23 protein-coding genes and 1 tRNA gene are annotated in these 26,004 nt (G+C 69.0%); 6 read left to right on the top strand and 18 right to left on the bottom strand.

The window, feature by feature from the left end:
- Nucleotides 1-51: 51 nt before the first annotated feature.
- The 5 genes from hisS to E3O46_RS15430 all read right to left on the bottom strand — a co-directional run bounded on the left by hisS (nt 52) and on the right by E3O46_RS15430 (nt 7,230).
- Nucleotides 52-1,329 carry a histidine--tRNA ligase gene (hisS, locus tag E3O46_RS15410; RefSeq protein WP_134448266.1) on the bottom strand — a complete coding sequence of 426 codons (1,278 nt, stop codon included), beginning with the start codon at nt 1,327-1,329 and terminating at the stop codon, nt 52-54.
- A 47-nt stretch (nt 1,330-1,376) separates the two neighbouring features.
- Nucleotides 1,377-2,144 (bottom strand): nucleoside triphosphate pyrophosphohydrolase, encoded by a 768-nt coding sequence (locus E3O46_RS15415; RefSeq protein WP_241987442.1) that lies wholly within the window; start codon nt 2,142-2,144, stop codon nt 1,377-1,379.
- On the bottom strand, nt 2,141-5,833 hold the full coding sequence (gene mfd, locus E3O46_RS15420; protein WP_134562017.1) for a transcription-repair coupling factor: 3,693 nt from the start codon (nt 5,831-5,833) through the stop codon (nt 2,141-2,143). Before mfd ends, E3O46_RS15415 begins: the two co-directional genes overlap by 4 nt.
- Before the next feature lie 136 nt (nt 5,834-5,969).
- Entirely contained in the window at nt 5,970-6,551 is a 582-nt protein-coding gene (gene pth / locus E3O46_RS15425; RefSeq protein WP_134448262.1) for an aminoacyl-tRNA hydrolase, read from the bottom strand.
- A 49-nt stretch (nt 6,552-6,600) separates the two neighbouring features.
- A complete protein-coding gene (locus E3O46_RS15430) occupies nt 6,601-7,230 on the bottom strand; it encodes a 50S ribosomal protein L25/general stress protein Ctc (RefSeq protein ID WP_134448261.1) in 630 nt (209 codons plus the stop codon).
- A gap of 360 nt (nt 7,231-7,590) precedes the next feature.
- On the opposite strand from E3O46_RS15430, the gene gndA reads away from it, so the two are divergent.
- Nucleotides 7,591-8,994, top strand: coding sequence for an NADP-dependent phosphogluconate dehydrogenase (gene gndA / locus E3O46_RS15435; protein WP_241975212.1), 1,404 nt, complete (start codon nt 7,591-7,593; stop codon nt 8,992-8,994).
- Nucleotides 8,995-9,112: 118 nt separating this feature from the next.
- Complete coding sequence (locus tag E3O46_RS15440; RefSeq protein WP_134448257.1) at nt 9,113-9,499, top strand: hypothetical protein; 387 nt, start codon at nt 9,113-9,115, stop codon at nt 9,497-9,499.
- Nucleotides 9,500-9,598: 99 nt separating this feature from the next.
- Here E3O46_RS15440 and E3O46_RS18455 read toward each other — a convergent pair whose 3' ends face one another.
- From E3O46_RS18455 to E3O46_RS15450, 3 genes are all read right to left on the bottom strand, one after another.
- Nucleotides 9,599-10,576, bottom strand: coding sequence for a ribose-phosphate diphosphokinase (locus E3O46_RS18455; protein ID WP_134448255.1), 978 nt, complete (start codon nt 10,574-10,576; stop codon nt 9,599-9,601).
- Complete coding sequence (glmU, locus tag E3O46_RS18460) at nt 10,577-12,001, bottom strand: bifunctional UDP-N-acetylglucosamine diphosphorylase/glucosamine-1-phosphate N-acetyltransferase GlmU (protein WP_134448253.1); 1,425 nt, start codon at nt 11,999-12,001, stop codon at nt 10,577-10,579.
- An 82-nt stretch (nt 12,002-12,083) separates the two neighbouring features.
- Nucleotides 12,084-12,155, bottom strand: a tRNA-Gln gene (locus E3O46_RS15450).
- Between the two features lie 125 nt (nt 12,156-12,280).
- Between E3O46_RS15450 and E3O46_RS15455 the strand changes: the two genes are divergently transcribed.
- A complete protein-coding gene (locus E3O46_RS15455; RefSeq protein ID WP_134448251.1) occupies nt 12,281-12,772 on the top strand; it encodes a MarR family winged helix-turn-helix transcriptional regulator in 492 nt (163 codons plus the stop codon).
- Nucleotides 12,773-12,824: 52 nt separating this feature from the next.
- On the opposite strand, the gene E3O46_RS15460 is transcribed toward E3O46_RS15455, so the two are convergent.
- From E3O46_RS15460 to E3O46_RS15470, 3 genes are read right to left on the bottom strand one after another with little or no spacing between them, the layout of a single operon-like run.
- Nucleotides 12,825-14,354, bottom strand: a complete 1,530-nt coding sequence (locus E3O46_RS15460) for a CYTH and CHAD domain-containing protein (RefSeq protein WP_134562018.1) — start codon at nt 14,352-14,354, stop codon at nt 12,825-12,827.
- Between the two features lie 47 nt (nt 14,355-14,401).
- Nucleotides 14,402-15,160, bottom strand: a complete 759-nt coding sequence (arsM, locus tag E3O46_RS15465) for an arsenite methyltransferase (protein WP_134562019.1) — start codon at nt 15,158-15,160, stop codon at nt 14,402-14,404.
- A gap of 34 nt (nt 15,161-15,194) precedes the next feature.
- Nucleotides 15,195-15,545: an ArsR/SmtB family transcription factor gene (locus tag E3O46_RS15470; RefSeq protein ID WP_134562020.1), complete on the bottom strand. Its 351-nt coding sequence runs from the start codon at nt 15,543-15,545 to the stop codon at nt 15,195-15,197.
- A 94-nt stretch (nt 15,546-15,639) separates the two neighbouring features.
- Here E3O46_RS15470 and arsD point away from each other — a divergent pair, with 94 nt between their 5' ends.
- The 3 genes from arsD (at nt 15,640) to arsB (ending at nt 19,023) form a co-directional block, all read left to right on the top strand.
- Nucleotides 15,640-16,068, top strand: a complete 429-nt coding sequence (gene arsD, locus E3O46_RS15475; RefSeq protein WP_134448243.1) for an arsenite efflux transporter metallochaperone ArsD — start codon at nt 15,640-15,642, stop codon at nt 16,066-16,068.
- A gap of 9 nt (nt 16,069-16,077) precedes the next feature.
- Nucleotides 16,078-17,847 (top strand): arsenical pump-driving ATPase, encoded by a 1,770-nt coding sequence (gene arsA / locus E3O46_RS15480; protein ID WP_134558194.1) that lies wholly within the window; start codon nt 16,078-16,080, stop codon nt 17,845-17,847.
- Between the two features lie 81 nt (nt 17,848-17,928).
- Nucleotides 17,929-19,023: an ACR3 family arsenite efflux transporter gene (gene arsB / locus E3O46_RS15485; protein ID WP_134558193.1), complete on the top strand. Its 1,095-nt coding sequence runs from the start codon at nt 17,929-17,931 to the stop codon at nt 19,021-19,023.
- 79 nt (nt 19,024-19,102) lie between these two features.
- Here arsB and E3O46_RS15490 read toward each other — a convergent pair whose 3' ends face one another.
- The 7 genes from E3O46_RS15490 to E3O46_RS18375 all read right to left on the bottom strand — a co-directional run bounded on the left by E3O46_RS15490 (nt 19,103) and on the right by E3O46_RS18375 (nt 26,002).
- Nucleotides 19,103-19,513 (bottom strand): arsenate reductase ArsC, encoded by a 411-nt coding sequence (locus E3O46_RS15490; RefSeq protein WP_134558192.1) that lies wholly within the window; start codon nt 19,511-19,513, stop codon nt 19,103-19,105.
- A gap of 86 nt (nt 19,514-19,599) precedes the next feature.
- Nucleotides 19,600-20,382, bottom strand: a complete 783-nt coding sequence (locus tag E3O46_RS15495) for a phosphate ABC transporter ATP-binding protein (RefSeq protein ID WP_198413438.1) — start codon at nt 20,380-20,382, stop codon at nt 19,600-19,602.
- A gap of 286 nt (nt 20,383-20,668) precedes the next feature.
- Complete coding sequence (locus E3O46_RS15500) at nt 20,669-21,820, bottom strand: sortase (protein ID WP_241975207.1); 1,152 nt, start codon at nt 21,818-21,820, stop codon at nt 20,669-20,671.
- Nucleotides 21,817-22,557: a hypothetical protein gene (locus E3O46_RS15505; protein ID WP_134562021.1), complete on the bottom strand. Its 741-nt coding sequence runs from the start codon at nt 22,555-22,557 to the stop codon at nt 21,817-21,819. The genes E3O46_RS15500 and E3O46_RS15505 overlap by 4 nt, the downstream gene beginning before the upstream one ends.
- A 131-nt stretch (nt 22,558-22,688) precedes the next feature.
- Complete coding sequence (locus E3O46_RS15510; protein ID WP_134562022.1) at nt 22,689-23,597, bottom strand: hypothetical protein; 909 nt, start codon at nt 23,595-23,597, stop codon at nt 22,689-22,691.
- Between the two features lie 90 nt (nt 23,598-23,687).
- Entirely contained in the window at nt 23,688-24,791 is a 1,104-nt protein-coding gene (locus E3O46_RS15515; RefSeq protein WP_166790584.1) for a WxL protein peptidoglycan domain-containing protein, read from the bottom strand.
- Between the two features lie 125 nt (nt 24,792-24,916).
- Nucleotides 24,917-26,002, bottom strand: a complete 1,086-nt coding sequence (locus E3O46_RS18375; RefSeq protein ID WP_166791092.1) for a hypothetical protein — start codon at nt 26,000-26,002, stop codon at nt 24,917-24,919.
- Between the last annotated feature and the right edge of the window lie 2 nt (nt 26,003-26,004).

A 26,004-nucleotide genomic window follows, 5' to 3' on the forward strand; every position in this document is an offset into this window, starting at 1 on the left:
CTGTGTTCCAATCATGTAACAGTCTAGCGACGGAGGCTCCGAGCGCGGGAATCAGCCCGCGAGCGGGCGGAAGTCGAGCGTCGCGGCATCCGCTGTTTCATCGGTGACGAAGGCGTACCGCCCATAGCCCGCCTCGGCGGCGCGACCGAGCAGGGCCTTGAGGTTCTTGGTGCGGTGCTCGAGCCGCACCCGCAGGCCCTCGGCGACGAGTGCGGTCTTCAGGGCGACGAGGCGGCCGGGAGCCGCGTCCTTCTCGTGAATGAGCACAACGGCGTTCTCGGCGGATGCGCCGGTGCCGCCGAGCAGGTCGACGATGCGTTCGAAGCCGATCGAGAAGCCGCACGCGGGAACGTCGACGCCGAGGAATCGGCCGATCATGCCGTCGTACCGGCCGCCGCCGCCGAGCGAGTAGCCGAGATCGGGGTGCGCGATCTCGAAGATCGTGCCGGTGTAGTAGCCCATGCCGCGCACGAGCGTCGGGTCGAAGACGAGGTCGGCGCCGGGGAGCGCGTCGCGGAGGGCGAGCAGGTCGGCGTATGCGACCGGGTCGAGCCAGGCGGGTGCTGCGGACGCATCGGGCTCGCCGGCCGAGCCGAGCAGGTCCCAGCCGGCGGAGGCGATCGAGCGGAGGGTCTCCGCGATGCCGTCGGTGGGGATGCCGAGGCCGTCGAGTTCGGTGACGACGCCGTCGACGCCGATCTTGTCGAGCTTGTCGATCGTGATCAGGGCCCGCTCGAACAGATCCGCAGGGACCTGCCAGTACGCGAGCAGGGCGGTGAGGATGCGGCGGTCGTTGATGCGCACCGAGCAGCCGGTGAGGCCGAGGGCGTCGAGGGCGGCCATCGTCGCCGTGATGAGTTCGATCTCGGCGAGCGGGCCCGCCTCGCCGATGATGTCGATGTCGCACTGCACGAACTGGCGGTACCGGCCCTTCTGCGGGCGTTCGGCCCGCCAGACCGGGGCGATCTGGATCGCCCGGAACACCGTGGGCAGGGCGGCGCGGTGCGTCGCGTAGAACCGGGCGAGCGGGACGGTGAGGTCGAAGCGGAGGCCGAGGTCGGCGAGGCCGAGCAGGTCGCCGGACTCCGCGGCGGCGAGGGCGTCGGCAGGGGCGAGGCCGCGCTTGAGCACCGCGAAGCCGAGCTTCTCGTTGTCGCCGCCGAGGCCGGAGTGCAGCCGGGCGGAGTCTTCCATGACCGGGGTCTCGATCTCGTCGAAGCCGTGCGCGGCGAAACTGCGCCGGATCACGCCGAGCGCGTGCTCGCGACCGGCCTTCTCAGCGGGGAGGAAGTCGCGCATGCCGCGCGGCGGGGTCACCTGTGTTGCCATGGAATCCATTGTCTCAGGTCGGGCCGGGCGGCCCGGCCCGGTGGCGGTCAGTCGTTGTCGGCGGGGAGGCCGATGATGCCGGCATCCGAGAAGTCGGTCGCGGCATCCGCTGCACCGTCGAGCCCCGCGCTGTCGAGCTCAGCGGAACGGATCTCGTCCTGGAGCCCACGCACGGCGGTGCGCAGGGCGCGTTCGGAGTCGAGGCCGCGAGCCTTCGCCGCGGAGACGATTGCGAGCAGCAGGGGGCCGAGCTCGTCCTCGCTCTCGAGCGGGAGCGGGAAGTCGGCGCCGTCCGCATCGAGCAGCCCGATCTTCTGGGCGCGCCCGAGCACCTTGTCAGCGAGGGCGAGAGCGGGCATGCCCTGCGGGATGCCGTCGAGCACGCTCGTGCGGCCGGGCTTCTCGGTGGCCTTGAAACCGTCCCAGGCCGCGGCGACGTCGTCGGCGGTCGCGAGGTCGAGGTCTCCGAAGACGTGCGGATGCCGGCCCTCGAGTTTCCGGGTGAGGCTCGCGGCGACATCCTGCAGGTCGAAGTCCTCGCCGGCGGTGTGCGCGGCGAGGTCGGCATGGAAGAGGACCTGGTAGAGCACGTCGCCGAGTTCCTCGAGGAGTTCCTCGCGGCCACCGGCCTCGATCGCCTCGACCAGCTCGTGGCTTTCCTCGAGCAGGTAGGGCACGAGGGAGGCGTGGGTCTGCTCCATGTCCCAGGGGCAGCCGCCGGGAGCGCGCAGCCGCGCGACCGTCCGGACGAGGACGTCGATCGGGGTATCGGTCCGCGGGTCGATCGGGGCGTCGATCGGGTTGGCGTCGGTCACGACTTCCTCCTGGGGTTGGGGTGCTGCGTGGTCGTCGGTGCGGCCTTGGGTGCGGCACCCGGCGCAGCGGGCTCCTCGACGGGACGGGGGAAGATCGCGGCGAGCAGGGAGCCGGCCCAGGCGATCAGGGCGGCGTCGCCGAGCGGTTCGTCGTTGATCCGCGGCATCGGCACCATGATGGCCCCGGTTGCGACGGTGTACCGCGAGCCGGGGTACATCCGCTTCAGGCGCACCTGCATCGAGTCGGCGAGGTCGGCAGAGGCGACCCGCAGGTTGGAGCCCATCGCGACGACCTCGCTCAGGCCGGCCTGCTGGGAGAGCCAGCGCAGCCGGGAGACCAGGATCAGGTTCTGCACCGGTTGCGGGGGTTCGCCGTAGCGGTCGGTGAGTTCCTCGAGCACGAGGTCGATCTGGTCCCTGGCCGCGGTCGGCGAGCTCGCCGCGGAGAGCTTCTGGTAGGCCTCGAGGCGGAGGCGCTCGCTGTCGACGTAGTCCTCGGGGATGTGCGCGTCGACGGGCAGCTCGAGCCGGAGCTCGGTCTGGCCCTCTGCGACGTCGCCGCGGAAGGCGCTCACCGCCTCGCCGATCATCCGCAGGTAGAGGTCGAAACCGACCCCGGCGATGTGCCCGGCCTGTTCGCCGCCGAGCAGGTTGCCCGCCCCGCGGATCTCGAGGTCTTTCAGGGCGACCTGCATGCCGGCGCCGAGCTCGTTGTTCGCGGCGATCGTGGAGAGCCGGTCGTGGGCGATCTCGGTGAGCGGCTTGTTCTCGTCGTAGAGGAAGTATGCGTACGCGCGCTCCCGGCCGCGGCCGACCCGGCCGCGCAGCTGGTGCAGCTGGCTCAGCCCGAACTTGTCCGCCCTGTCGATGATGATGGTGTTCGCGTTGGCGATGTCGAGGCCGGTCTCGATGATCGTCGTCGAGACGAGCACGTCGAACTTGCGCTCCCAGAAGTCGACGACGACCTGTTCGAGCTGCGCCTCGGGCAGCTGCCCGTGTGCGACGGCGATCCGGGCCTCCGGTACGAGTTCGGCGATGTGAGCGGCGATCCTGTTGATGCTCGACACCCGGTTGTGCACGACGAAGATCTGGCCTTCGCGGAGCAGCTCGCGCCGGATGGCCGCGGCGACCTGCCGGTCGGAGTACGGCCCGACGAACGTGAGGATCGGGTGCCGGTCCTCCGGCGGGGTCGCGAGGGTCGACATCTCGCGGATGCCCGTGACCGCCATCTCGAGGGTGCGCGGGATCGGCGTCGCGCTCATGGCGAGAATGTCGACGTTGGTCTTGAGCTTCTTGAGGGCGTCCTTGTGCTCGACGCCGAACCGCTGCTCCTCATCGATGATGACGAGGCCGAGGTCCTTGAAGATGATCGACCCGGTCAGGAGCCGGTGGGTGCCGATCACCAGGTCGACCGTGCCGTCGAGGATGCCGGCGACGGTCTCCCGGGATTCCTTCTCGGTCTGGAACCGGCTCAGGGCGCGGATGTGCACGGGGAACCCGGCGAATCGCTCCTGGAAGGTCTCCATGTGCTGGCGCACCAGCAGGGTCGTCGGCACCAGGATCGCGACCTGCTTGCCGTCCTGGATCGCCTTGAATGCTGCGCGCACGGCGACCTCGGTCTTGCCGAAGCCGACGTCGCCGGAGAGGAGCCGGTCCATCGGGATGGGCCGTTCCATGTCGGCCTTGACCTCGTCGATCGTCGTGAGCTGGTCGGGGGTCTCCGCGAACGGGAACGCCTCCTCGAGCTCGCGCTGCCAGGGCGTGTCGGGCCCGAAGGCATGGCCCTTGCTCGCCATCCGTGCCGAGTAGAGCTTGACGAGCTCGACGGCGATGTCCCGCACCGCGTGCCGGGCCTTCGACTTCGCGCTCGACCAGTCGCTGCCGCCCATCTTGCTGAGCGCGGGCGCCTCACCGCCGATGTACCGGCTGACGAGGTCGAGCTGGTCGGTGGGCACGAAGAGCTTGTCGCCGGGGTGCCCGCGCTTGGACGGCGCGTACTCGAGCACGAGGTACTCGCGCTTGGTCTTGACCGGGTTGCGGCCGCCGCTCGACACCTCGCGCTGGGTCAGTTCGACGAACCGGCCGATGCCGTGGGTCTGGTGCACGACGTGGTCGCCGGTCTTGAGCTGCAGCGGGTCGACGACGTTCTTGCGCCGGCTCGCGAGCTTCTTCACCTGGCGGGCGTCGTAGCCGACCGTGCGGCCGTAGAACTCGGACTCGCTGACGAGGGTGAGCTTCGTCTCGGCGAGCTCGAAACCGTGGTCGACGGATGCCTTCAGCAGGTACGCGATGCCGGGTTCCGGTTCTGACGGCCATTCGGTCACGATCCGGGCGGGGAGTTCGTGCTCGGCGAGCACCGCGGCGGCTCGTTCGACGAGCCCGGCACCCTGGGCGAGCACGCCGACCGTCCAGCCGTCCTTCATCCGGCTGCTGAGGTGCCCGATGGCGCCCTCGACGCTGCCCTGGAAACTGGGGACCGCCTCGCCCTCGACCCTGAGGGTGAGGAGGTCGTCGATTTCGCGGTGCTCTGGCAGGACCGGGGCATCCGTCGGGGCGGCCTGGAAGGAACTGAAAGTCCACCAGACGTGCGCGGAGGCCGGCGCGCCGGGAGCGGTGTGCGTGACCGAGTCGCGCAGCCGGCCGAGGGTGAGGAAGTCGCCGGACTCGAGGTCGATCGGGGCGTCTGCACCCGCGGTCGCTGCGCTCCAGGCCGCCCCGAGGAACTCGCGGTTCGTCTCGGCGAGGCTGATCGCCCTGCTGGCGACGCGTTCGGGCGAGACCACGGCGACGGCGGCTTCGGCGGGGAGGTAGTGCGTGATCGGCACGAGCCGGTCGACGAGGGCGGGCGCGAGGCTCTCCATGCCCTCGACAGGGATACCCTCCGCGATCTTCGCGAGGAGGCCGGCGAGGCTGGGGAACTCGTGCTGCATCTCGCGGGCGCGCTGCCGCACGGCGGGGCTCAGCAGCAGCTCGCGGCTCGGCGGCAGACTCACCGAGGCGACCGGTTCTGGCAGGGAGCGCTGGTCGGCGACGGAGAAGGCGCGGATCTGTTCGACCTCGTCGCCGAAGAACTCGACGCGGGACGGATGCGGGGCGATCGAGGGGAACACGTCGAGGATGCCGCCGCGCACGGCGAACTCGCCGCGGCGGGTCACCATGTCGACGCGGGTGTACGCGAGTTCGACGAGCTGCACGGCGAGCGCGCCCAGGTCGTTGCCGCGGGCGCCGGCCGTGAGCACGATGGGCGCGAAGTCGGTGAGGTTGTCCGCGACGGGCTGCAGGGCTGCGCGCACGGATGCGATCACGATGAGCGGGCGGCGAAGGGCCGGGTCGATCTCCTCCCACTCGCGCATCCGCCGCAGTGCGAAGAGCCGCTTGCCGACGATCTCGGCACTCGGGCTCAGCCGCTCGTGCGGGAGCGTCTCCCAGGCCGGGAAACCGATGATCTCGGCGTCTTCGGTGAAGCAGTCGAGGTTGTCGTGCAGGTATTCGGACTCACGCCCGGTGGCGGTGATGACCAGCAGGGCCGGGGCCTTGCCGAGCCGGGCGCGCTGTTCGAGGAGCGCGGCGAGCACGGGAGCCCTGAGGCCTTCGGTGAGCGAGAAGTCGGCGTCGCGGCCCGCGCACGCGAGGGCTCGGTCGAACGTGGAGGCGCGCGAAAGTGTGGCAATTACGCCGTGGAGGGTCACCCGGCAATTCTACGCAGCACCGCCGACAGTCGCCTTTCCGGTCGACAGTCGCCGCCACACCGGTGACTCTCGACCGGAACGGCGATTCTCGCGGTCGGGACGGTCACTGTCGCGGACGGTCACTGTCGCGGGCGGGTCAGGGCGCGTGGAACTTCTGCTGGGCGACGGTGACGCCCTCCGCCGCGATCAGCTGGATCGCATCCGCTGCGTCTTCGAGCAGGTTCGGCAGGGTCTCGCGCTCGACCTTGGAGAAGTCGTGCAACACGAAGTCGGCCGGCGCCTGGCGACCGGGCGGGCGGCCCAGGCCGAGGCGGATACGCACGAAGTCCTTCGTGCCGATGGCCGCGATGATGTCGCGGAGCCCGTTGTGGCCCCCGTGACCGCCGCCGACCTTGATCTTGAGCGTGTCGAATGGCAGGTCGAGCTCGTCGTGCACGACGATCAGGCGATCCGGTTCGAGCGAGTAGAACCGCAGCAGGGCGGCCACCGGTCCGCCGGACACGTTCATATAGGTGTTCGGCGTCGCGAGCACGAGCCCGGGGCCCCCGGGGAAACTGCGCCCGGAAGCAACCGTCGAGTTGGTCTTGTGGGTCTTGAAATTCGCCGACAGTCGGTCGGCGAGCACGGCGGTCACCATGTGGCCGACGTTGTGGCGGTTTCCGGCGTAGTCGGGCCCGGGGTTACCGAGCCCGACTACGAGCCAGAGATTCTCGTCCAGGGAAATCCTCCTTGTTCGACGAGATCAGGCAGAAAGCGTGAAGCGAATGCTACTCGGCGGGGGCTTCCTCGACAACGGCCTCGGCGTCGGCGTCGGCAACGGCCTCTTCCTCTTCCTCGGCCTCGGGCAGGTGCACGCTGATGACGACGGCGTCTGCATCGGAGATGAGCACGGCACCGTCGGGAAGGACGATCTCGCCGGCCTTGATCTGGGCACCCTCGTCGAGGCCATCGACGTTGACAACGATGTTCTGCGGGATGTTGGTCGCTTCGACCTCGAGCAGCAGGCTCTTGATGTCCAGGTCGATGACGTTTCCGGCGATGATCTCACCGGTCAGGTGCACGGCGACGTCAACCTGGACCTTTTCACCCTTGCGGATGACGATGAGGTCGAGGTGTTCGATGATCTGACGGACCGGGTCCTTCTGGACGTCCTTGACGAGGGTCAGGTGGGTCTCGCCGTTGACCTCGAGCTCGAGCACCGCGTTGGCGCGACGCAGGATCAGGCCGATCTGGTGGGACGGAAGTGCAACGTGCACCGGGTCGGTGCCGTGGCCGTAGATGACGGCCGGAATCTTGCCGAGCACGCGCAGCTTGCGGGCCGCACCCTTGCCGAACTTGGTACGCAGGTCGGCATCGATCTTGTTGTCGATGACCTTTTTGTCCTTGGCCTCAGCCATGATGTGTCTCCTTGTCAGGCCGCTACGGCCCAGATCAGTTGCGCAGCCGATGGCCGCGCGTATGGGTGCTGGTTCAACTCGAACGCGTGTCGCGTGAGGAAAGGCCGTGAAGCATTTCGCCGCGTCGATAACGGATGCCGAGCGTGCGTGACACGCCTGGCAGCCCTCGCCGAAGTTCAACTGCTAAGTCTAGCGGAGTGTGCGGGAACCGCGCACCAGCATCCGCCCGCCCCCGTCGGGCAGGTGCCCAGCCCGACCGACTAACCTTGAACATGGTTCTAGACCAACCATTTTGAAGGAGCGAACGTGACCGAAACCGGTACAGCACAGGCAAATATTGGCGTCGTCGGACTGGCGGTGATGGGCTCGAATCTCGCCCGCAACCTCGCCAGCCGGGAGGGGAACACCGTCGCGGTCTACAACCGCTCGTACGTGCGCACCCAGACCCTCATGACGGAACACCCCGAGGCCGGCTTCGTCGCCTCGGAGACCATCGAGGACTTCGTCGCGTCGCTGAGCCGCCCGCGCACCGCCATCATCATGGTCCAGGCCGGAAAGGGCACGGACGCGGTCATCAGCCAGCTCGCCGAGCTGTTCGAGCCCGGCGACATCATCGTCGACGGCGGCAACGCGGACTTCCACGACACCATCCGCCGCGAAAAGGCGATCAGCGCGACCGGCATCAACTTCGTCGGCGCCGGCATCTCCGGCGGCGAAGAGGGCGCGCTCAAGGGCCCGAGCATCATGCCCGGCGGCTCCGCGCTCGCCTACGAGACCCTCGGCCCGATCCTCGAGTCGATCGCCGCCGTCGTCGACGGCGTGCCGTGCGTCACCCACATCGGCACCGACGGCGCAGGCCACTTCGTCAAGATGGTGCACAACGGCATCGAATACGCCGACATGCAGCTCATCGCCGAGGCGTACGACCTGCTCCGTCATGTGACCGGCCACTCCCCCGCCGCCATCGCCGACGTGTTCACCGAGTGGAACAAGGGCGACCTCGAGAGCTACCTGATCGAGATCACCGCCGAGGTGCTCCGCCAGGTCGACGCCGAGACCGGACTGCCGTTCATCGATATCGTCCTCGACGAGGCCGGCTCCAAGGGAACCGGCGTCTGGACCGTGCAGAACGCGCTCGACCTCGGCGTGCCCGTCGCCGGAATCGCGGAGGCCGTGTTCGCACGCGCCGTGTCGAGCCACCCCGAGCAGCGCGGACCGGTGCGCGCCTCGATCAGCGCCCGCCCCGAGATCGCCGTCGTCGGCCACACCTTCGTCGACGACGTGCGCCAGGCGCTCTACGCGTCGAAGGTCGTCGCGTACGCGCAGGGCTTCGACGAGATCATCGCCGGTGCCGCCAAGTACAACTGGAGCATCGACAAGGGTGCCGTCGCCACGATCTGGCGCGGCGGCTGCATCATCCGCGCCCAGTTCCTGAACCGCATCGTGGATGCCTACGCGAACGACCCGTCGATCCCGACGCTGCTCGTCGACCCGTTCTTCGCCGCGGCCGTCGCCGCCGGCGAGTCGGCCTGGCGTCGCGTCGTCTCGACCGCTGCGCTCTCCGGCATCCCGGTTCCCGGCTTCGCCTCGGCGCTGAGCTACTTCGACTCGCTCGCCGCGGAACGCCTGCCCGCCGCCCTCGTGCAGGGCCAGCGCGACTTCTTCGGAGCGCACACCTACAAGCGCGTCGACAAGCCCGGCGTGTTCCACACCCTGTGGTCGGGCGACCGCACCGAAATCGCCACGGAGGCCTCGACCCACTAGTCGCGGCATCCACCTCTCTCCGCGAGAGCGTAAAAAGTGCCCCTTCCCGCTGCGGGAAGGGGCACTTTTTACGCTCTCGCGGAGAATGGGAGCGCAATTTGCGATACTGGACCCCACGATGAACGACGACGACGGTAGCGAGCAGCACGAGCACCCCGAGCTCGCCGGGTATGAGCCGCACGACAGCGCGCGGCCGCTGCGCAGCAGGCGGATGCTGCTGGTGATGCGCCTCGCCGTCGTACTCGGGCTCGTGGCGCTGATCGTGCCGGGGATCCTCACGTCGATGCAGATCGCATCCGTCACCGCCACGAACGGGTGCTCCGTTGCGGTCGCTCACTACTACCCGCTCGCGGAGGGGTCCACCGCGCGCTTCGACCTGGCCGGGCCCGGCGGGTTCGGCTGGCAGTGTTACGCGATCGACGTGCACGAGCGGGAGACCTGGGTGATCTCGCTCGGCCTGATCCCCCGCGCGCCGGGGTTCGGCCCACCGGTCGTGCCGGCCTAGGCATCCGCTGCCCGTGCGCGCCCCACAGGGTGTCGCGGCGGTTAACGACGGATGCCCCGCTCGGGTGAGCGGGGCATCCGTCGGTCGGGGCAGCGTGGGTTACGCGGCGCCCTCGAACATCGACGTGACGGATCCCTCGTCGAAGACCTCGTGGATCGCGCGGGCCAGAAGCGGGGCGATCGGCAGAACGGTCAGGGTCGGGAAGCGCTTCTCCGGGGGGATCGGCAGGGTGTCGGTGACGACGACCTCGGTGATCGCCGGGTTCTGCAGCAGCTCGAGCGCGGGGTGGCTGAACACGGCGTGGGTCGCGGCGACGACGACGCCGATCGCTCCGGCGGCACGCAGTGCCTCGGCGGCGAGGACGATGGTGCGTCCGGTGTCGATCATGTCGTCGACAAGCAGGCAGACGCGACCGGAGACCTGGCCGACGATCTCGTGCACGGAGACGCGGTTCGGCACCAGCGGGTCACGGCGCTTGTGGATGATCGCCAGGGGGGCGCCGAGCTTGTCGCTCCAGATGTCGGCGACGCGGACGCGGCCCATGTCGGGCGACACCACGGTCAGCGTTGCGGGGTCGAGCTTCTCCTGGAAGTGCTCGAGCAGCACCGGCATCGCGAAGAGGTGGTCGACGGGGCCGTCGAAGAAGCCCTGGATCTGGGCGGCGTGCAGGTCGATCGACATAATGCGGTCGGCGCCGGCGACCTTGAACAGGTCGGCGACGAGGCGGGCCGATACCGGCTCGCGGCCGCGGCCCTTCTTGTCCTGGCGGGCGTAAGGGTAGAACGGCGCAACAACCGTGATGCGCTTGGCGGAGGCCCGCTTGAGCGCGTCGACCATGATGAGCTGTTCCATCAGCCATTCATTGATCGGGTTGGTGTGCGACTGGATCACAAAGGTGTCGCTGCCGCGCACGCTCTCGTCGAAACGGGCGTAGATCTCGCCGTTCGCGAAGGTACGTGCGTCGGTGTGCACGAGTTCGGTACCGAGCTCCTTGGCGATGTCCAGTGCCAGTTGCGGGTGTGCTCGCCCCGAAACCAATACAAGTCGTTTCTCGCCGCTGGCATTGATTCCAGGCACCTAGTCTCCGCTCTTAGCCGCGGCTTCCGCCGCGTCGGTTCCCGGGCGGTTGGTCTGAACCCAGCCGTCCATATTGCGTTGTGGGGCCACGGTGAGAGCCAAAGCTCCGGCCGGCACGTCCTTGCGGACGATGGTACCGGCACCGGTGTAAGCCCCGTCCCCAATCCTAACGGGCGCGACGAAGACGTTGTGCGACCCGGTGCGCACATGCGACCCCACGACGCTCGGCGATTTCGTCACACCGTTGTAGTTCGCGAAGATCGTCCCCGCCCCGATGTTGGAGTGCACACCGACCGTCGCGTCGCCGACGTAGCTCAGGTGCGGCACCTTGCTGCCCTCGCCGATGACGGCGTTCTTGGTCTCGACGAAGGTGCCGATCTTGCCGTCCGCGCCGAGAATCGTGCCGGGCCGCAGGTACGAGAACGGGCCGACGGATGCGCCGGCACCGATCACCGCGAGGGTCGCGTCCGTGCGCTTCACCTCGGCGTTCGCGCCGATCTCGCAGTCCACGAGGGTCGTGTCCGGTCCGACGACGGCGCCGGTCTCGATGACCGTCGCCCCGAGGATCTGGGTGCCCGGCTTGATCGTGACGTCGGGCGCGATCGTGACGGCGAGGTCGATCCAGGTCGTCGCAGGGTCCTGCACGGTCACGCCGGCGAGCTGCCAGCCGCGCACGATGAGCGCATTGAGCTGCCGGGCGGACTCGGCGAGCTGGGCCCGGTCGTTGATGCCGGCCACGAGCCAGGCATCCGCTACCGGAACGGCGCGCACATCGGAGCCGGACTCGCGGAGCAGGCCGATCACGTCGGTGAGGTACTTCTCGCCCTGGACGTTCTCGGTCGTGATGCGGGCGAGCTGCGCACGCAGTTCGGTGATGCCGAAGACGTAGACGCCGGCGTTCGTCTCCGTGATCAGGCGTTCCTCGGGGCTGGCGTCCTTCTGTTCCACGATGCGGTCGAAGGCTCCGGCTTCGTCGCGCACGATGCGGCCGTAGCCGGTGGAGTCGTCGGGGAAGGCGGACAGCACGGTCGCCGCGACGGCGCGTTCGCGGTGCGCGGTGATGAAGCTCGCGAGGGTCGCCGCGTTCAGGAGGGGAACGTCGCCGCTGACGACGAGCACGTCGCCCTCGAAGTCGGCGGGCAGGGCCTCGATGGCCTGCTCGACGGCCCGGCCGGTTCCCGGGACCTCGTCCTGGTCGACGACGATGCTCTCGGGCAGGTCGGCCTCGACGATGTCGACGAGCCGGTCGCGTTCGTGGCGCACGACGGTCACGACGTGCGCGGCGTTCAACGCGGATGCCGTCGCGAGCACGTGGCTGAGGATGGGCAGCCCGGCGAGGGGGTGCAACAGCTTGGGAGTCGCGGATTTCATCCGGGTGCCCTGGCCTGCGGCCAGGACGACGATGGCGAGACGGGAATCGGTCACGGGGTCCTCGTGCTTCTGTGTTGCCGGCCGGGAAGACCGGGTGCGGGCGCCACTGGAATGCAGCACTGGTAATGATCTACGGCTCCGCCGCCAGGACTCGAACCTGGACCTAACAGCTCCAAAGGCTGTCGTGCTGCCATTACACCACGGCGGAATTCGCCGGCCGGAGCCGACCAACGCTGATAAGTCTGCCAGAAGTATCGGCTGCGGCGCGCAGCCGGGCGTACCGATGACCCGTGCTGTGCAGGCGGATGCCCCGGCTGGCCGGATAATAGGACGATGCCCGGCAATGACGAAGTAGACCGCATCGTGGATGCCTGGCTGCGCGAGCGGCCGGACCTCGATTTCGCCCCGTTGCAGGTGCTCAGCCGGGTCGGTCGCCTCGCCAAGCACCTTGACCGGGCCAGGCGCACCGCGTTCTCCCGCTCCGAACTGGAGTCGTGGGAGTTCGACGTGCTGTCGGCGCTCCGCCGCGAGGGCGCACCGTACGAACTCAGCCCCAAGGCGCTGCTGCAACAGACGCTCGTGTCGAGCGGAACCATGACGAACCGGATCGACCGGCTCGTCGAGCGCGGCCTCGTCACCCGGCGCACCGACCCCAACGACGGCCGCGGCATCTTCGTCGTGATGAACCCCGACGGGCTGATCCGGGTCGATGCCGCGATCACCCGCCTCGTCGACGCCGAGGCCGAGCTGCTCGCGACGCTCACGGCCAGCGAACGCGAACGCCTCGCCTCCCTGCTGCGCAAGCTCAGCCTCGACTTCGACTGAGCTCGCGCGCACCGCAAGAATCGCGGCGGAGCCCTGACCGGGGTCGACGGCGTCAGAGCACGGACTTGGGGAAGCTTTTCCACGCCGACCGGAACCGGCTCTCGAGGTGCGCACCCCGGAACTGTTCGGTCGCGTGGAGGCGGCCGTACGTGAACGAGTTCTCGTTGTCGATGAAGGCGCGCATGCCGAGGGTGAGCAGCACCCCGCGGGCGACGACGCTGTCGTGGTGCTCGCCGAGGATGTCCTGGACCAGTCGGGCGGCGGCCACAAGCCTGGCCGCACGTTTCGGACTCAGGATGAGCGCAGACTCCGTCGTATACCGCAGGCGCTTGGCGATCTTGCGCACCTCGTGCAGGGCTGCGTCGTGATCGGGGCCCTGCGGCACGGTGCGAGCGTCGCGAACGGCCTTGCGCAGTCGGGCGCCATCACGCTTGACGAGACCAGGTACCACCGACTTGGCCGACTTCTTCGCGAGCGCGGTGAACGGCGGCTCCGCGATGAGGGCGTCGAGTGCGTCGAGCAGCCGGAAGTAGCGTGGGCTGTCGAGCACGACATCCGCCGCCTGCTGCGCCGTGGCGAGGTCGGCCGCGAAGTGCGCGTCCAGGCGCTTCCTGACGTGCCCGACCACGAGCTTCGCCGGCTCGGACGAGAGCGACCTGGCGAGGTTGTGGTGCAGGACCTCGTTGTCGCGGGCGGCGCCGAGCACACGGGCGATCCACTGGAGTTCGTCCCCGAGGGTGTTGGCCAGCCCGTTCGGAAGCAGGTCGCGATAGGTGGCCAGCACCGAGCGCATCCGCCGGGTCGCGACCCGCATCTGGTGCACGGCTTCGGCGTCGTCGCGCCTCACGAGCGGGTCCTGGTGGACGAGTACCCGCATCTGGGCGTCGAGGTAGGCGAGCAGCAGGGCCCCCGTCGTACTCGACCGGGTCGGCGTCGCCGGTGGGGCCGGCGGGGCTGCGGGAATGCGGTCGCCGAGGGCACGGCCGAGCTTCGAGGGGTAGCCTGCGCGACGGACTCCCCCGGCGGCGAAGGCCTCCGCGACGGCGTCGAGCAGCTCGGGGGCGCCGTCGACGAGTTCGATCTCCCATTCCCGCCATTCCTGGCGGAGCGGGTCGACACCGAGGCGGTCGGCCAGGACACTGTCGTCGCAGACCTCGGCGAGCACGGCGCCGTTGTCCCCGCGCAGCACGTGCACGATCCGGTGGTTGCGGAGCCGCACGACGGGCACGAGCACCCGGTCGCGCACGAGGACGCGAACCCGCTGCTGGAGGCCGGCCGGCACGAGCTCGGGGTCGCTGCCGAGGGGTTCGTGCACCTCGCGGCGTTCGTCGGGGCCGCGACCGTCGACGCCGGACGGGAGCTTGAGGTGCCAGCCGGCGTCGTCCCCGCCGGTGCGGCGCCGCAGTGTGATCCGGTGCGCGGCAAGGGTGAGGTCGGCCGTGTCGAAGTAGACGGCGTCGAGCGACTGGTCGACAGGGGCATCCACCCAGGTCACGCCGGGGAGCTCATGCAGCGGCGGGAGAACGGATGCCGCGTCGACGTCGTATTTGCGCTCAACCTCGGAAAAATCCACGGCATTCATGCCCGACAGTGTACGCCCGGGCGCCTCCCGGCCCGCGCCACACGCGGCTAGACGGTGGGCTTGACCGCCTTGACGATGGCGCTGTGCATGTCGGGGGCGACCTCGTGGGTGTAGTCGACGCTGATCCCGGTGAATCCCGCCCCGGCCAGGGTGTCTAGGTATTCCCGGGGGGAGAGCGCGCCGGCGATACAGCCGGCGTAGCTGCCGCGCTCGATGCGGTCCTGCTCGCTGAGGTGGTCCTCCGCGACGACGTCGGAGATCCCGAGCCGCCCGCTGGGCTTGAGGACCCGGAACATCTCCGTGATGACGGCGGTCTTGTCGGCGGAGAGGTTGATCACACAATTGGAGATGATGACGTCGACGGATGCGTCGGGCAGCGGGATCTCCTCGATCCGGCCCTTGATGAATTCGACGTTCGTGGCGCCGGCCTTGTCCGCGTTGGCCCGGGCGAGGGACAGCATCTCGTCGGTCATGTCGAGGCCGTATGCAAAACCGGTGGGGCCGACCCGCCGCGCGGAGAGGAGCACGTCGATGCCGCCTCCGGAGCCGAGGTCGAGCACGGTTTCGCCGGCGCGCAGGTCGGCGACCGCCGTGGGGTTGCCGCAGCCGAGGCTCGCCAGCAGCGCTTCCTCGGGCACTTCGGACCCCTCCCCGCCCGTATAGAGGACCGATCCGAAGACGTCGCCGTTCCCGAGGTCGGTGGGAACGCAGCACGAGCCGGATGCAGCCGACACGTCGGTGAGCTGCAGCGCCGCGGCGGCGTAGCGTTCGCGGACGAGCTCGGTGATGTCTGTCTTTTCAGTCATGGGTGGTTCCTTCCTTCGGATGATCGCTGCGAGGTCATGCGCTGGTCAGCAGCCGCGCGACCGAGTCGAGCGCGCCGGGTACGAGCGCAAAATGGGCCCAGTTGCCGCGCTGGGTGCGGCTGAGGAATCCGGCGTCGGTCAGGACTTTGAGGTGGTGGGACACAGTGGGCTGGCTCAGCCCGACCGGTGCCGTCAGGTCGCAGGCGCAGGCTTCCTGACCTTCGGATGCGGCCACGATCGAGATCAGGCGCAGCCGGGTCGGGTCCGCGAGGGCCTTGAGCGAGCGCGCGAGGTCAACGGCATCCGCCGCGGCGAGCGTCGCGCGCGTCAGCGGCGCGCAGCACGCGCCACGCGAGGCGATGGGGAGCAGGGAGGTGATCGACATGGGCCCAGCATAGTCGCGTATTGACACTTGTCGATATAGAGGGTCATACTGGGGGTATCGATGAATGTCGATATAGTGAATTGAGGAGTACGAGATGGCTGCCATTCGAATCTACGAGCCGGCCCTGTGTTGCGAGTCCGGGGTCTGCGGAACCGACACCGACGCATCCCTGGTCACCGTGACCGCCGACGTGCGCCGGCTCAAGGACCTGGGCGCCGACATCGAACGCCACAACCTCGCCACCGACCCGACCGCCTTCACCACCGACGAGACGGTCCGCGGCTTCATGCACACCGTGGGCTCGAAGGGCCTCCCCCTGACCGTCGTCGACGGCGTCACCGTCGCGACCGGCACCTATCCGAGCCGCGACGAACTGCTCGGCTTCGCCGGCCTCGGTGACTCGTCCAACGTCGCGTCGAAGGTCGCGTCGACGGTCGCGTCGCAGGTCGAGCCGGCCCGGTCCGAGCTGGGCCTCACCGCAAAATCGGGCGGATGCTGCGGCGGCGCCTCCGGCTGCTGCTAAGCCGCCCCGATGCGATTCCTTGAGGACCCACCCCGCTTCCTGTTCTTCACCGGCAAGGGCGGCGTCGGAAAGACCTCGGTCGCCTGCGCCACCGCCCTCGACCTCGCCGGCCGGGGCAGGAAGGTGCTGCTGGTCAGCACCGACCCCGCCTCCAACGTCGGCCAGGTATTCGGCCTGACGATCGGCAACACGGTCACTCCCCTCGCGAGTGTGCCCGGCCTCTCCGCCCTCGAGATCGACCCGGAACAGGCCGCAGCGGCCTACCGGGAGCGCATCGTCGCGCCCGTGCGCGGCCTGCTTCCGGAGGACGAACTCGCTGGCATCATCGAGGGCCTGTCCGGTTCCTGCACGACCGAGATCGCGTCCTTCGACGAATTCACCGGCCTGCTCGCCGACGAAGCCGTCTTCGGGCAGTACGACCACATCGTCTTCGACACGGCACCGACCGGGCACACCATCCGCCTGCTGCAGCTGCCGGGCTCCTGGACCGACTTTCTCGAGGCCGGCAAAGGCGACCCGTCCTGCCTCGGCCCGCTCTCGGGGCTCGACAAGCACCGTTCGATGTACGCCGCCGCTGTCGCCGCGCTGACCGACCCGGCGCGTACGCGACTGGTCCTCGTCGCCCGGGCGCAGGCATCCTCGCTGGCCGAAATCGAACGCACCTACCTCGAGCTGAATCAGATCGGCATCGGCGGCGGTTTCGTCGTCGTCAACGGACTGCTGCCCGCTGCCGCCGGCGACGAGGACCTCACCCGGGCCGTCCGCGCCCGCGAGGGAGCCGCGCTGGCCGCCATGCCCGCCGCCCTCTCCCGCCTCCCGCTGGACGTGCTCGAGCTCAAGGCCGCCAACATGGTCGGCATCCCGGCGCTGCAGTCTCTCTTCTCGGCGAGCGCCGGGACGGGCGAATCCGACGAGATCGTTGAGGCCGGGGAACCCCTCCCCGACGCCCCGCTCGCGGCCCTCGTGGATGCGATCGAACGGGACGACCACGGCCTGGTGCTCTGCATGGGGAAGGGCGGGGTGGGCAAGACCACGATCGCCGCGGCCATCGCGGTCGCACTCGCCGAACGCGGCCACGCCGTGCACCTCACCACCACCGACCCCGCCGCTCACCTCACCGAGACCCTGCACGGCAGCGTGCCCGGGCTCGCGGTGTCCCGTATCGACCCGGCCCTGGCCGTGCAGACGTATCGCGACCACGTGATGGCCACCAAGGGCACGGCCCTGGACGCGGAGGGTCGCGCGGCACTGGCCGAGGACCTCCTCTCCCCCTGCACCGAGGAAGTCGCCGTCTTCCAGCAGTTCTCCCGGGTCGTCCATGAGTCGCGCCGGAAATTCGTCGTCGTCGACACCGCCCCGACCGGGCACACGCTCCTCCTGCTGGATGCGACCGGTTCCTATCACCGCGAAATGGCGCGGCAGATCGGCGACTCGCTTCCGTTCACGACACCATTGATGCGTCTGCAGGACCCGGCCCTGACCAAGGTCATTCTGGTTACCCTCGCGGAGACGACCCCGGTGCTCGAGGCCGAAGGTCTGCAGGACGACCTCGAACGTGCCGGCATCCACCCGTGGGCCTGGGTCGTCAACGCCTCCCTGGCCGCGGCCCGCCCGGCGTCACCGTTCCTTCGAGCACGCGCTTCGAGCGAGGTCGAACAGATCGACCGGGTGCGTCTCCTCGCGGATCGAATGGCCATCGTCGCCCTCCTGCCGGCGGAGCCCATCGGACAGGAGAAGCTGGCGGCACTGACCGCACTCAGCCCCCAACCGGCACGGTGACCGTGAATCGACATTCGTCGATAGAGTGGGAACGCGTCATATCGACGTTCATCTATTCATTTTCTGATGGTGCGGAGCCCCATGCCCTTCCCTGAAACCCCGACCGTTCCATCCGTCGCCACCCCGATCACCGCTCCGGCCCGTCTCGGGTTCACCGACCGGCTCCTCCCGGTCTGGATTCTCGCGGCGATGGGTTTCGGCCTCCTGCTCGCGGTCGCCGCCCCCGGCATCGGCACGCTGCTCGGCGCGTTCACGATCGGCTCGGTCAGCGTGCCGATCGCCATCGGCCTGCTCGTGATGATGTATCCGGTGCTCGCGAAGGTGCGGTATTCGGATGCCCGCGCCGTGGCCGGCGATAAGCGCCTTCTGGTCTCGTCGCTCGTGATGAACTGGCTCGTCGGGCCCGCGCTGATGTTCACGCTCGCCTGGATCTTCCTGCCCGACCTGCCCGAGTACCGCACCGGGCTGATCATCGTCGGCCTCGCCCGCTGCATCGCGATGGTGCTGATCTGGAACGAACTCGCCTGCGGGGACCGCGAGGCCGCCGCCTTCCTCGTCGCCATCAACTCCGTCTTCCAGGTCTTCGCCTTCGCGGCGCTCGGCTGGTTCTACCTGCAGATCCTTCCGGCCTGGCTCGGCCTGTCCACCACGAGCGCGGACTTCTCGATCTGGGCCATCACGGCGAGCGTGCTCGTGTTCCTCGGCATCCCGCTCCTGGCCGGATACCTGTCCCGCCGGGTGGGCGAGGCCACCCGCGGCCGGGACTGGTACGAGGCCCGGTTCCTGCCGAAGGTCGGGCCGTTCGCCCTCTACGGGCTCCTCTTCACGATCGTGCTCCTGTTCGCCCTGCAGGGCAGGCAGGTCATCGACCGGCCGCAGGACGTCGCCCGCATCGCCCTGCCGCTCCTCGTCTACTTCCTTGTGACGTTCCTCACCGGCTTCCTGCTCGGGAAGCTCATCGGCCTGCCGTACGAGCGCACCGCGACCCTCGCCTTCACTGCGGCGGGCAACAACTTCGAGCTCGCGATCGCGGTCGCGATCGGCACCTTCGGTGCCGGCAGCGGTCAGGCCCTCGCGGGCATCGTTGGCCCGTTGATCGAGGTCCCCGTCCTCGTCGCCCTCGTCTACGTGGCGCTCTGGCTCCGGCCCCGCCTGTTCCCGGCGCCGCGCAGCTAGCGCTCAACCACGACGAATCCCGCCAAGAGCGCAGGCCGAAGTGGCCACCCGAGCAGCGGCACCCGTCGTGGCCGTCGGCTTAGACGCTCGCGGGCAGGAGCTCGGCGAGGAGGGCCTCGACGCGCGCCTTGATGTCGTCGCGGATCGGGCGCACCTCGTCGATGCTCTTGCCCTTGGGGTCGACGAGCTCCCAGTCCTCGTAACGCTTGCCGGGGAAGATCGGGCAGACGTCGCCGCAGCCCATGGTGATGACGACGTCGGACTCGCGCACCTGCTCGGTGGTCATCAGCTGCGGAACGGCCTGGGAGATGTCGATGCCCTCTTCGCTCATGGCCTGGATCGCCATCGGATTGATCTGGTCACCCGGCTCCGAGCCGCCGGAGCGCACCTCGACGGCGCCGCCGGACAGGGCGCGCATATAGCCGGCGGCCATCTGCGAGCGACCGGCATTGTGGATGCAGACGAACAGGACGGTGGGCTTCTCAGACACGGGGGTTCCTCACTCTCGATGTCCTCAAAGTATAGACGTTTGTCTATGCTTTGAGAATCCCCCATCGTTTCTTTACCCGGCCGGGGCTAGCCGAAACGGCCGTTGACGTAGTCGGCGGTGCGGCTGTCGATCGGGTTGCCGAACATGGCGTCGGTCGGCCCGTGCTCCACGATGCCGCCGGGCGTGCCCTGGGCGGCGAGGAAGAACGCGCAGTTCTGCGACACGCGCTGTGCCTGCTGCATGTTGTGCGTCACGATCACGATCGTGACCTCGTGGGCGAGCTCGAGCATGGTCTCCTCGATCACCCGCGTGGAAGTCGGGTCGAGGGCCGAGCACGGTTCGTCCATCAAGAGGATGCGCGGGGTCACCGCGAGCGACCGCGCGATGCACAGACGCTGCTGCTGCCCTCCGGAGAGTCCGGAACCGGGCGCGCGCAACCGGTCGCGCACCTCCTTCCAGAGCCCGGCCTTGGTCAGGCAGCTCTCGACGAGGAAGTCTTTCTCATCGTTGGAGGCACGCTTGCCGGTGAGGGTGAGCCCGGCGATGACGTTGTCGTAGATCGACATGGCCGGGAACGGGTTGGGCTTCTGGAACACCATGCCGATGCTCTTGCGGGCGTCGACGAGCTTGCGTTCGGGGTCGTAGATGTCCTCACCGTCGAGGAGGACTTCACCGGCGAGGCTCGCGGACGGCACGAGCTCGTGCATCCGGTTCAGGATGCGCAGGAACGTGGACTTGCCGCAGCCGGACGGGCCGATCAGGGAGGTGATGATGCCGGCCGGCATGGTGAGGTTGACCCGGTCGAGCACCTGGCGTTCGCCGAACCAGGCCGAGACGTTGCGGCCCTCGAGGGTTGCGAGTGGTGCGATCTCGCGCACCGGCGGGCTGAAGCTCGCGTAGACCCCGGCATCCGCGGCAGACGGCCGCTTCAGCCAGGGCGCGCTGAAGCCTCCGAGCCGGGGAGCCTTGACCGGCGCGTCGGCCACGACCTCGGGCCGGGCCTCGGTCCTCGCCTGCGCGCGCTGCTTGCGGTCACGCCGGACCGGTCCCTTCACCGGCGGCAGCACCTGGGTGAGCTCGTCGTTCTGCACATTGTCGGTCATGACACTCGTTTCATTGGTCTACAGCAGTTTCGGGACTGAAGCAGGTTCGGGACTACAGCAGGTTCGGGAGGAGGCGCACGAGTTGGTCGGCCACGAAGAGCCCCCCGACAGTGACAACCGGAAGGAAGACGATCCAGGTCTTGCGGAGGCCGACCCGGCGGAACGCCCAGACGGCGGCGAGTTCGATGACCAGCAGGAACTGCAGGGCGAAGACGAGGGCCCACACCGTTGTGGTGTCGGTCGCGAGTTCCTTGTCCTGCAGGGGCAGGGTCGCGAAGGTGGTCTGGCGCTTGCCGGCGGGCTTCGTCTCGGAGACGAGTTCGGCATCCACGCGCACGACGCCGCTCGGCACGTAGGCCGGCCCGCGGGCGCTCTCGAGGATCAGTCGGCTCTTGCCTGCACCGAGGCTTGCGGGTGCGGGGTCGCCGGCGTAGCGCAGGCCGAGCACCGAGAACGTCTGCTCGCCCTGGCCGGTGATCACGGTGAACTGCTGGCCGGGGCGCAGTTCCTGCAGCCGGGCGAACGGACCACCGTAGGCGGCGGCGCGGCCCATGAGCACGCTGATGCCGGACTGGCCGGGTAGCGGCGTGTCGCGGCGATGGCCGGGGCCGGCGCGCAGGGTGCCGGAGTCTGTGCCCTCGACGACGATCTCGTGCACGTCGATCGAGGGGATGTCGAGCACGGCCACGGGTGTGCCGGAGGTGAGCAGCACCTTGTCGACGGTGCCCTCGCTGACCGGGGCCGTTCCCTGGGCGAGCTCGTACCGGAAGGTGTTCGTGAGCTGCTGCTGGGACACGATGTGCTGCAGCTGGCCGAGCACGGTCAGGTTGGCGAGGAACCCGAAGATGAGGATGGCGAGAATCGCCAGGGTCGAGCGGATGACCTGGTCGCGCTGGGTGAGCACGACCGGCGGCCGAGGGGGCGGCGGGCTACGCCGCGGCGGCGTCGGGATCTTCGGTGGTTTCGGCGGCTTGCCCTGGCGGCCGCGCTCCGGCGGTGTGCCGGGGAGTCCGCCACCACCGCCCAGAGTGCCCGGGCCGGGCGGTGACCAGTCCCGGGGTCCCGCGGACTGTCCCGCGAGGGGGTGGACCGCCTGCATCTCGGAAACGCCGGGCGAAACCGGCGGGACCCAGCCTCGCGGCATTCTCGGCACCTTCGGCACCGTGGGGCGTTGGGGACGACGGGGCAGCCTGGCTGTCGTCATGACGCCACCTCTTCCGCGAGTTTGGGGGTGGGCCGCGGTACGAGGAGCACGAAGCGGAGGATCAGGGTCAGCGTGCCGGCGATCGCGAGCGCGATCAGGGCGAAGTAGGGCGGGATGATGCTGAACGAGTCCCGGGTGACGGGCGAGAGCGCCGTGCCGCCGATGTCCGCGGGAGGCGTCATGGTGACGTGACCCTTGAACCAGGCCCACTGGCCGACGTCCCGAATGGTGGCCGAGACGGTGCGGGTCTCATTGGGGGCGAGGCTGTCGATACTGACCTTGTCGACGATGGCGACGGGGAGGTCGACCGCGTTGTCGAGCCAGAAGCGCAGGCTCGAGGTGATCGGGGCATCCGTGATGTTGCGCATCGTGAAGTCGAGCACCATGGTGCCGCCGCCCGGCCCGGCCTCAGAATCGATGCGTGTCGTGAGGCCGCTCACGTAGAAGACGCCCGCGATCTTGGTCGGGTTCGCGCCGAGCGCCGAGGCCGCGGCGGCGGTGTCCTTGATCGTCGTTTGGGTCACCGCGGGCACGGCCACGGATTTCACCGGGTTCGTGACGGCCGGGGTCGTCGTCGCCCGGCTCGACGGCCCGACGACACCCACGCTGATGCCCACACCGTTCGGGTCATCCGTCGCCGCCTGTGCACTCATGGCGAGTCCGGCCAGGCCCGCCACCGGCGCGAACGCGATGAGGGCCACGACCAGAATCAGGCGCGCGTGAGCGGATGTGAGCACAGTCAAGTTAGTCCATTCGAGGTTTCGGCGAGCTGACGGGCGGGCAAACAAGAGGCAAACACAGCAGGAAACCGAGCCTCGCTCATTCCGTGCCGTACGAGCGCGACAGGATAGAGTCGGCGACCGGCCGGCTACTGGGAAACGAGGGTGAGGGAGAGGGTGGATCGGTAGGTGCCGACTGACTTCTCGGGCGGCGCGACGAAAGTGAGGCCGGCGTTGAGCACGGTCGTGCCCACGGTCTGGGCCGGGGCGGCCACGGCGAGGTTCATCGGATACGTCGCCGAACCCGCGGTCTGGGCGGTGACGAGGCTCACCCCGGTGGCGTCGGTGCTGACCAGCTGCGGCGCGAGCCCGAGCTGGGAAGCACCGATCACGCTGCCGTCCGCGGCGTTCACGAAGTCGGCGACATCGGCCGACAGGATCCAGCCTTCCTGGGTGAGCACCCGGGAGTCGCTGACCGCGAAGCTGCCCAGGACACCGGTGGTCGTCGACCGGTTCGAGACCAGCACCGGGGCATTGAACGCGGCGACGGCAGCGGCGGGCACGACGAGGCTGAGCACGCCGTTGGTGTCGCTCGTCGTTGCAGATCCGATTGTTCCGGCGTCCGTCACGGCGAAGGATGCCGCCACCTGGCTGAACGGGTCGTCCGCGGCCGTGGTGCCGATCACCTCGATGGTGTGTCCTCCGGCCTCGAGGTCGGGGGGAAGGGTGCCGCTGCCTGCGAAGTCACCGGCAGCGTCGGCGTTTCCGCTGATCAGCAGGAACGGAGTGGAGTGCACCCAGACCTCGACGTGCGAAAACGGCTTGAGCCCGCGGATGGTGACGTACACCGGCGCCGAATCGACCCGCGAGCCGACCGGGAGCACACAGTGGATCTCGACGGGCCCGTTCGGAAGCTTGTCGGCCACACTCACCGTGAGCGCGACCCCCCCACTGTCATCGGCCTGCGCCACGGACGAGATGGAGACCGTCCCGACCAGAGCAAGCAGGGCGACCAGTGCGCCGGTGATGAGAGTCGAACGGATGGGCAGTTGGAACATGTGTTTCCCCGATGGATCCTGGTGCGGTGGAGCTGCGGTGCCTGGGTGAAACTGCAGGGCAGTGGAGCAAGGCGTGCGGAGGTGCAGTGGTTACGGTGTCGGGTTGTGCGCGGCGGCGCCGTCCGCGCTGGCGCCCACGAGGGCCTCTTCGCGAGCCTTGCGGCGCGCTTCCGCCTCGGTGTATTCGATCCACGCCGCAGCCCGGGTCGAGTCGCGCTTGCGGCTGAGCCTCACGATGAGCCAGGTCACGGCCGCGACGAGAAGGAGGAGCAGGAAGGCCCACGGCACCACGACGAGGCTCGAGTCGCGTTCCGCGGTCGGCAGGGCTCCTGGGTTGAGTGCGTCGGGGTCGATCGTGCCGACGAGGGAGACATGCGGGTTGAGGTAGACCCAGGCGCCGACGCCGGAGACGGTCAGCGTCACGGTGCGGGAACTTCCCGGAAGCATCTCCGAGATCTCCTGGTCAGTCAGCCCGGACAGGGGGATGCCGAAGATGCCCTTGACCTGGGAGACCGTATTGGCCCCAAGGGACACGTTGCCGGTGTTGGTGAGGCTCACTCGGATCTTCGTGTCGCCGGCGAAGGGGTTGATGCTGCCCTCATAGGCGGATTCAATGCTGCTGATCGTCAGCGCCGGCTGCAGGAGACCCTTGACGCGCACATACAGGCGGATGGCGACGCGCCGGTCGACCGAGACCTGCCCGGCCGGGGAGAGGGCCGAGACGACGATGCCGCCGGCGTGGTCGCCGGGCTTCGCCTCGGCCGGGGTCTTCATTGTGAACGGGAGCACCTGCTGGGCGCCCGGTTCCAGGGTGACCGAGACACGGCCGGTACCGTTCTCGAAGGTGACCCAGCTGCCGGCATCCTTGGGGGCTTCACTGCCTTCGAGGAGGGCGAACGTGCCGTCCTCGGCGTTGTACGCGTCGGTGGCGTAGACGGTGACGGCCTGCGTGGTCGTACCGGTGTTCTCGACGAGGTATTCGTCGTTGATGACCTGGCCCGGATCGACCTGGTAGGTGAAACGCGATCGGTCCTGGTCCACGCCGCCGTTGGACGACGGGGCCCCGGCGATGCCGTCGGAACCGTCCGCGGCCCAGGCACCCGCGACTCCGAGGGTCAGGGTCAGTCCGAGGGTTACCAGCACTCCGGCGGCACCGAGGGCGACGCTGCGGGAGAGGGAGTGGCGGGGAATCACGATCGGCGTTCTCTTTTCTGCGGGCGGATCCGAAATCTTGGGGGTGGAGCGGAATGCGGAGTGGTGCTGAGGAAAGGGAGGGACGGCGCGGGCGCCGCCCCTCCCCCTCTACTCGGGTAGCGCTACTACTTCGAGACGACCGTGAGGGTCAGCGTCGACGTGTAGGTGCCGGCCGCCTTCTCCTGCGGTGCGACGAAGGTCAGGCCGGCGTTGAGAACGCTGTCGCCGACCGTGTTGGCTGCCGCGCCGGAGGCGAAGGCGGCCGGGTAGGACGCCGAACCGGCGACCTGGGCTGCGGCGGCGGTGACGCCGGTCGCGGAGGTGCCGGCAACGGTGACCGACGGGGCGAGGCCGAGCTGGACCTTGCTGATGGTGCTGGTCGCGTCGGTTGAGTTGACGAAGTTCGCAACGTTCGCGGACAGGTCCCAGCCGTTGCGGGAGACGACGCGGCCGTCGTTGACCGTGACGGCACCGAGGGTACCGACCGTGGTCGACTTGTTGTTCACGAGCGACGGAGCGGAGAACGTCGCCGCGGCGCCGGCCGGAACCGTGAGGGCGAGCGCACCGTTGGTGGCGTTCGCGGTGGTCGGCGCGAGAGCGACGGTACCGGTCGTGCCGGCCGGGGCGGTCGGGGTCGGGGTCGGGGTGGCGGTCGGCGTCGTGACGACGTCGGTCGTGGCGGAGGCCGTGAAGGCACCGGTCACCGGCGTGACCGAGATCGAACGGAAGAACGCGGAGGTGACCGCGACACCGTTCAGGTTGGTGCAGGCAATGCCGAGGCTGTAGTTTCCACCGGCGGCCTTAGCGGCGCCCTGGGCGCCGTTGTACAGCGAAACCGGGGTGATGAACGGGTTCAGCACGTTGAGGGTGGCACCGTTGAAGCCGAGGGGGGCGTATGCCTTCCAGGTGCCAGGGACCGTCTCTGTGCCGGGGGCCGAGAGGAACGCGAAGATTCCGGTGGTGCCGACGGGGCAGGCGAACTCTCCGCTGGGGTCGTTGTTGACCGAGGAACCGATCATGTCATCGCCCCACCCCAGGCTGGCGCCGTCGACAAGCGGAATGCCGTTGCCGTCGTAGAGGTAGAGGGGTGCTGCGGAGCCGTTGGTCTGGGTGGTGGCCGAGGCGACCATGGAGGCGCCGGCAACGAGGGCGAGGGAGACGACGCCGACAGCGGCGAAGCGGAGCTTGTTGTTGAGCTTCATGAGATTCAAAT

The sequence above is a fragment of the Cryobacterium glucosi genome, assembly GCF_004402235.1.
GTDB classification, from domain to species: domain Bacteria; phylum Actinomycetota; class Actinomycetes; order Actinomycetales; family Microbacteriaceae; genus Cryobacterium; species Cryobacterium glucosi.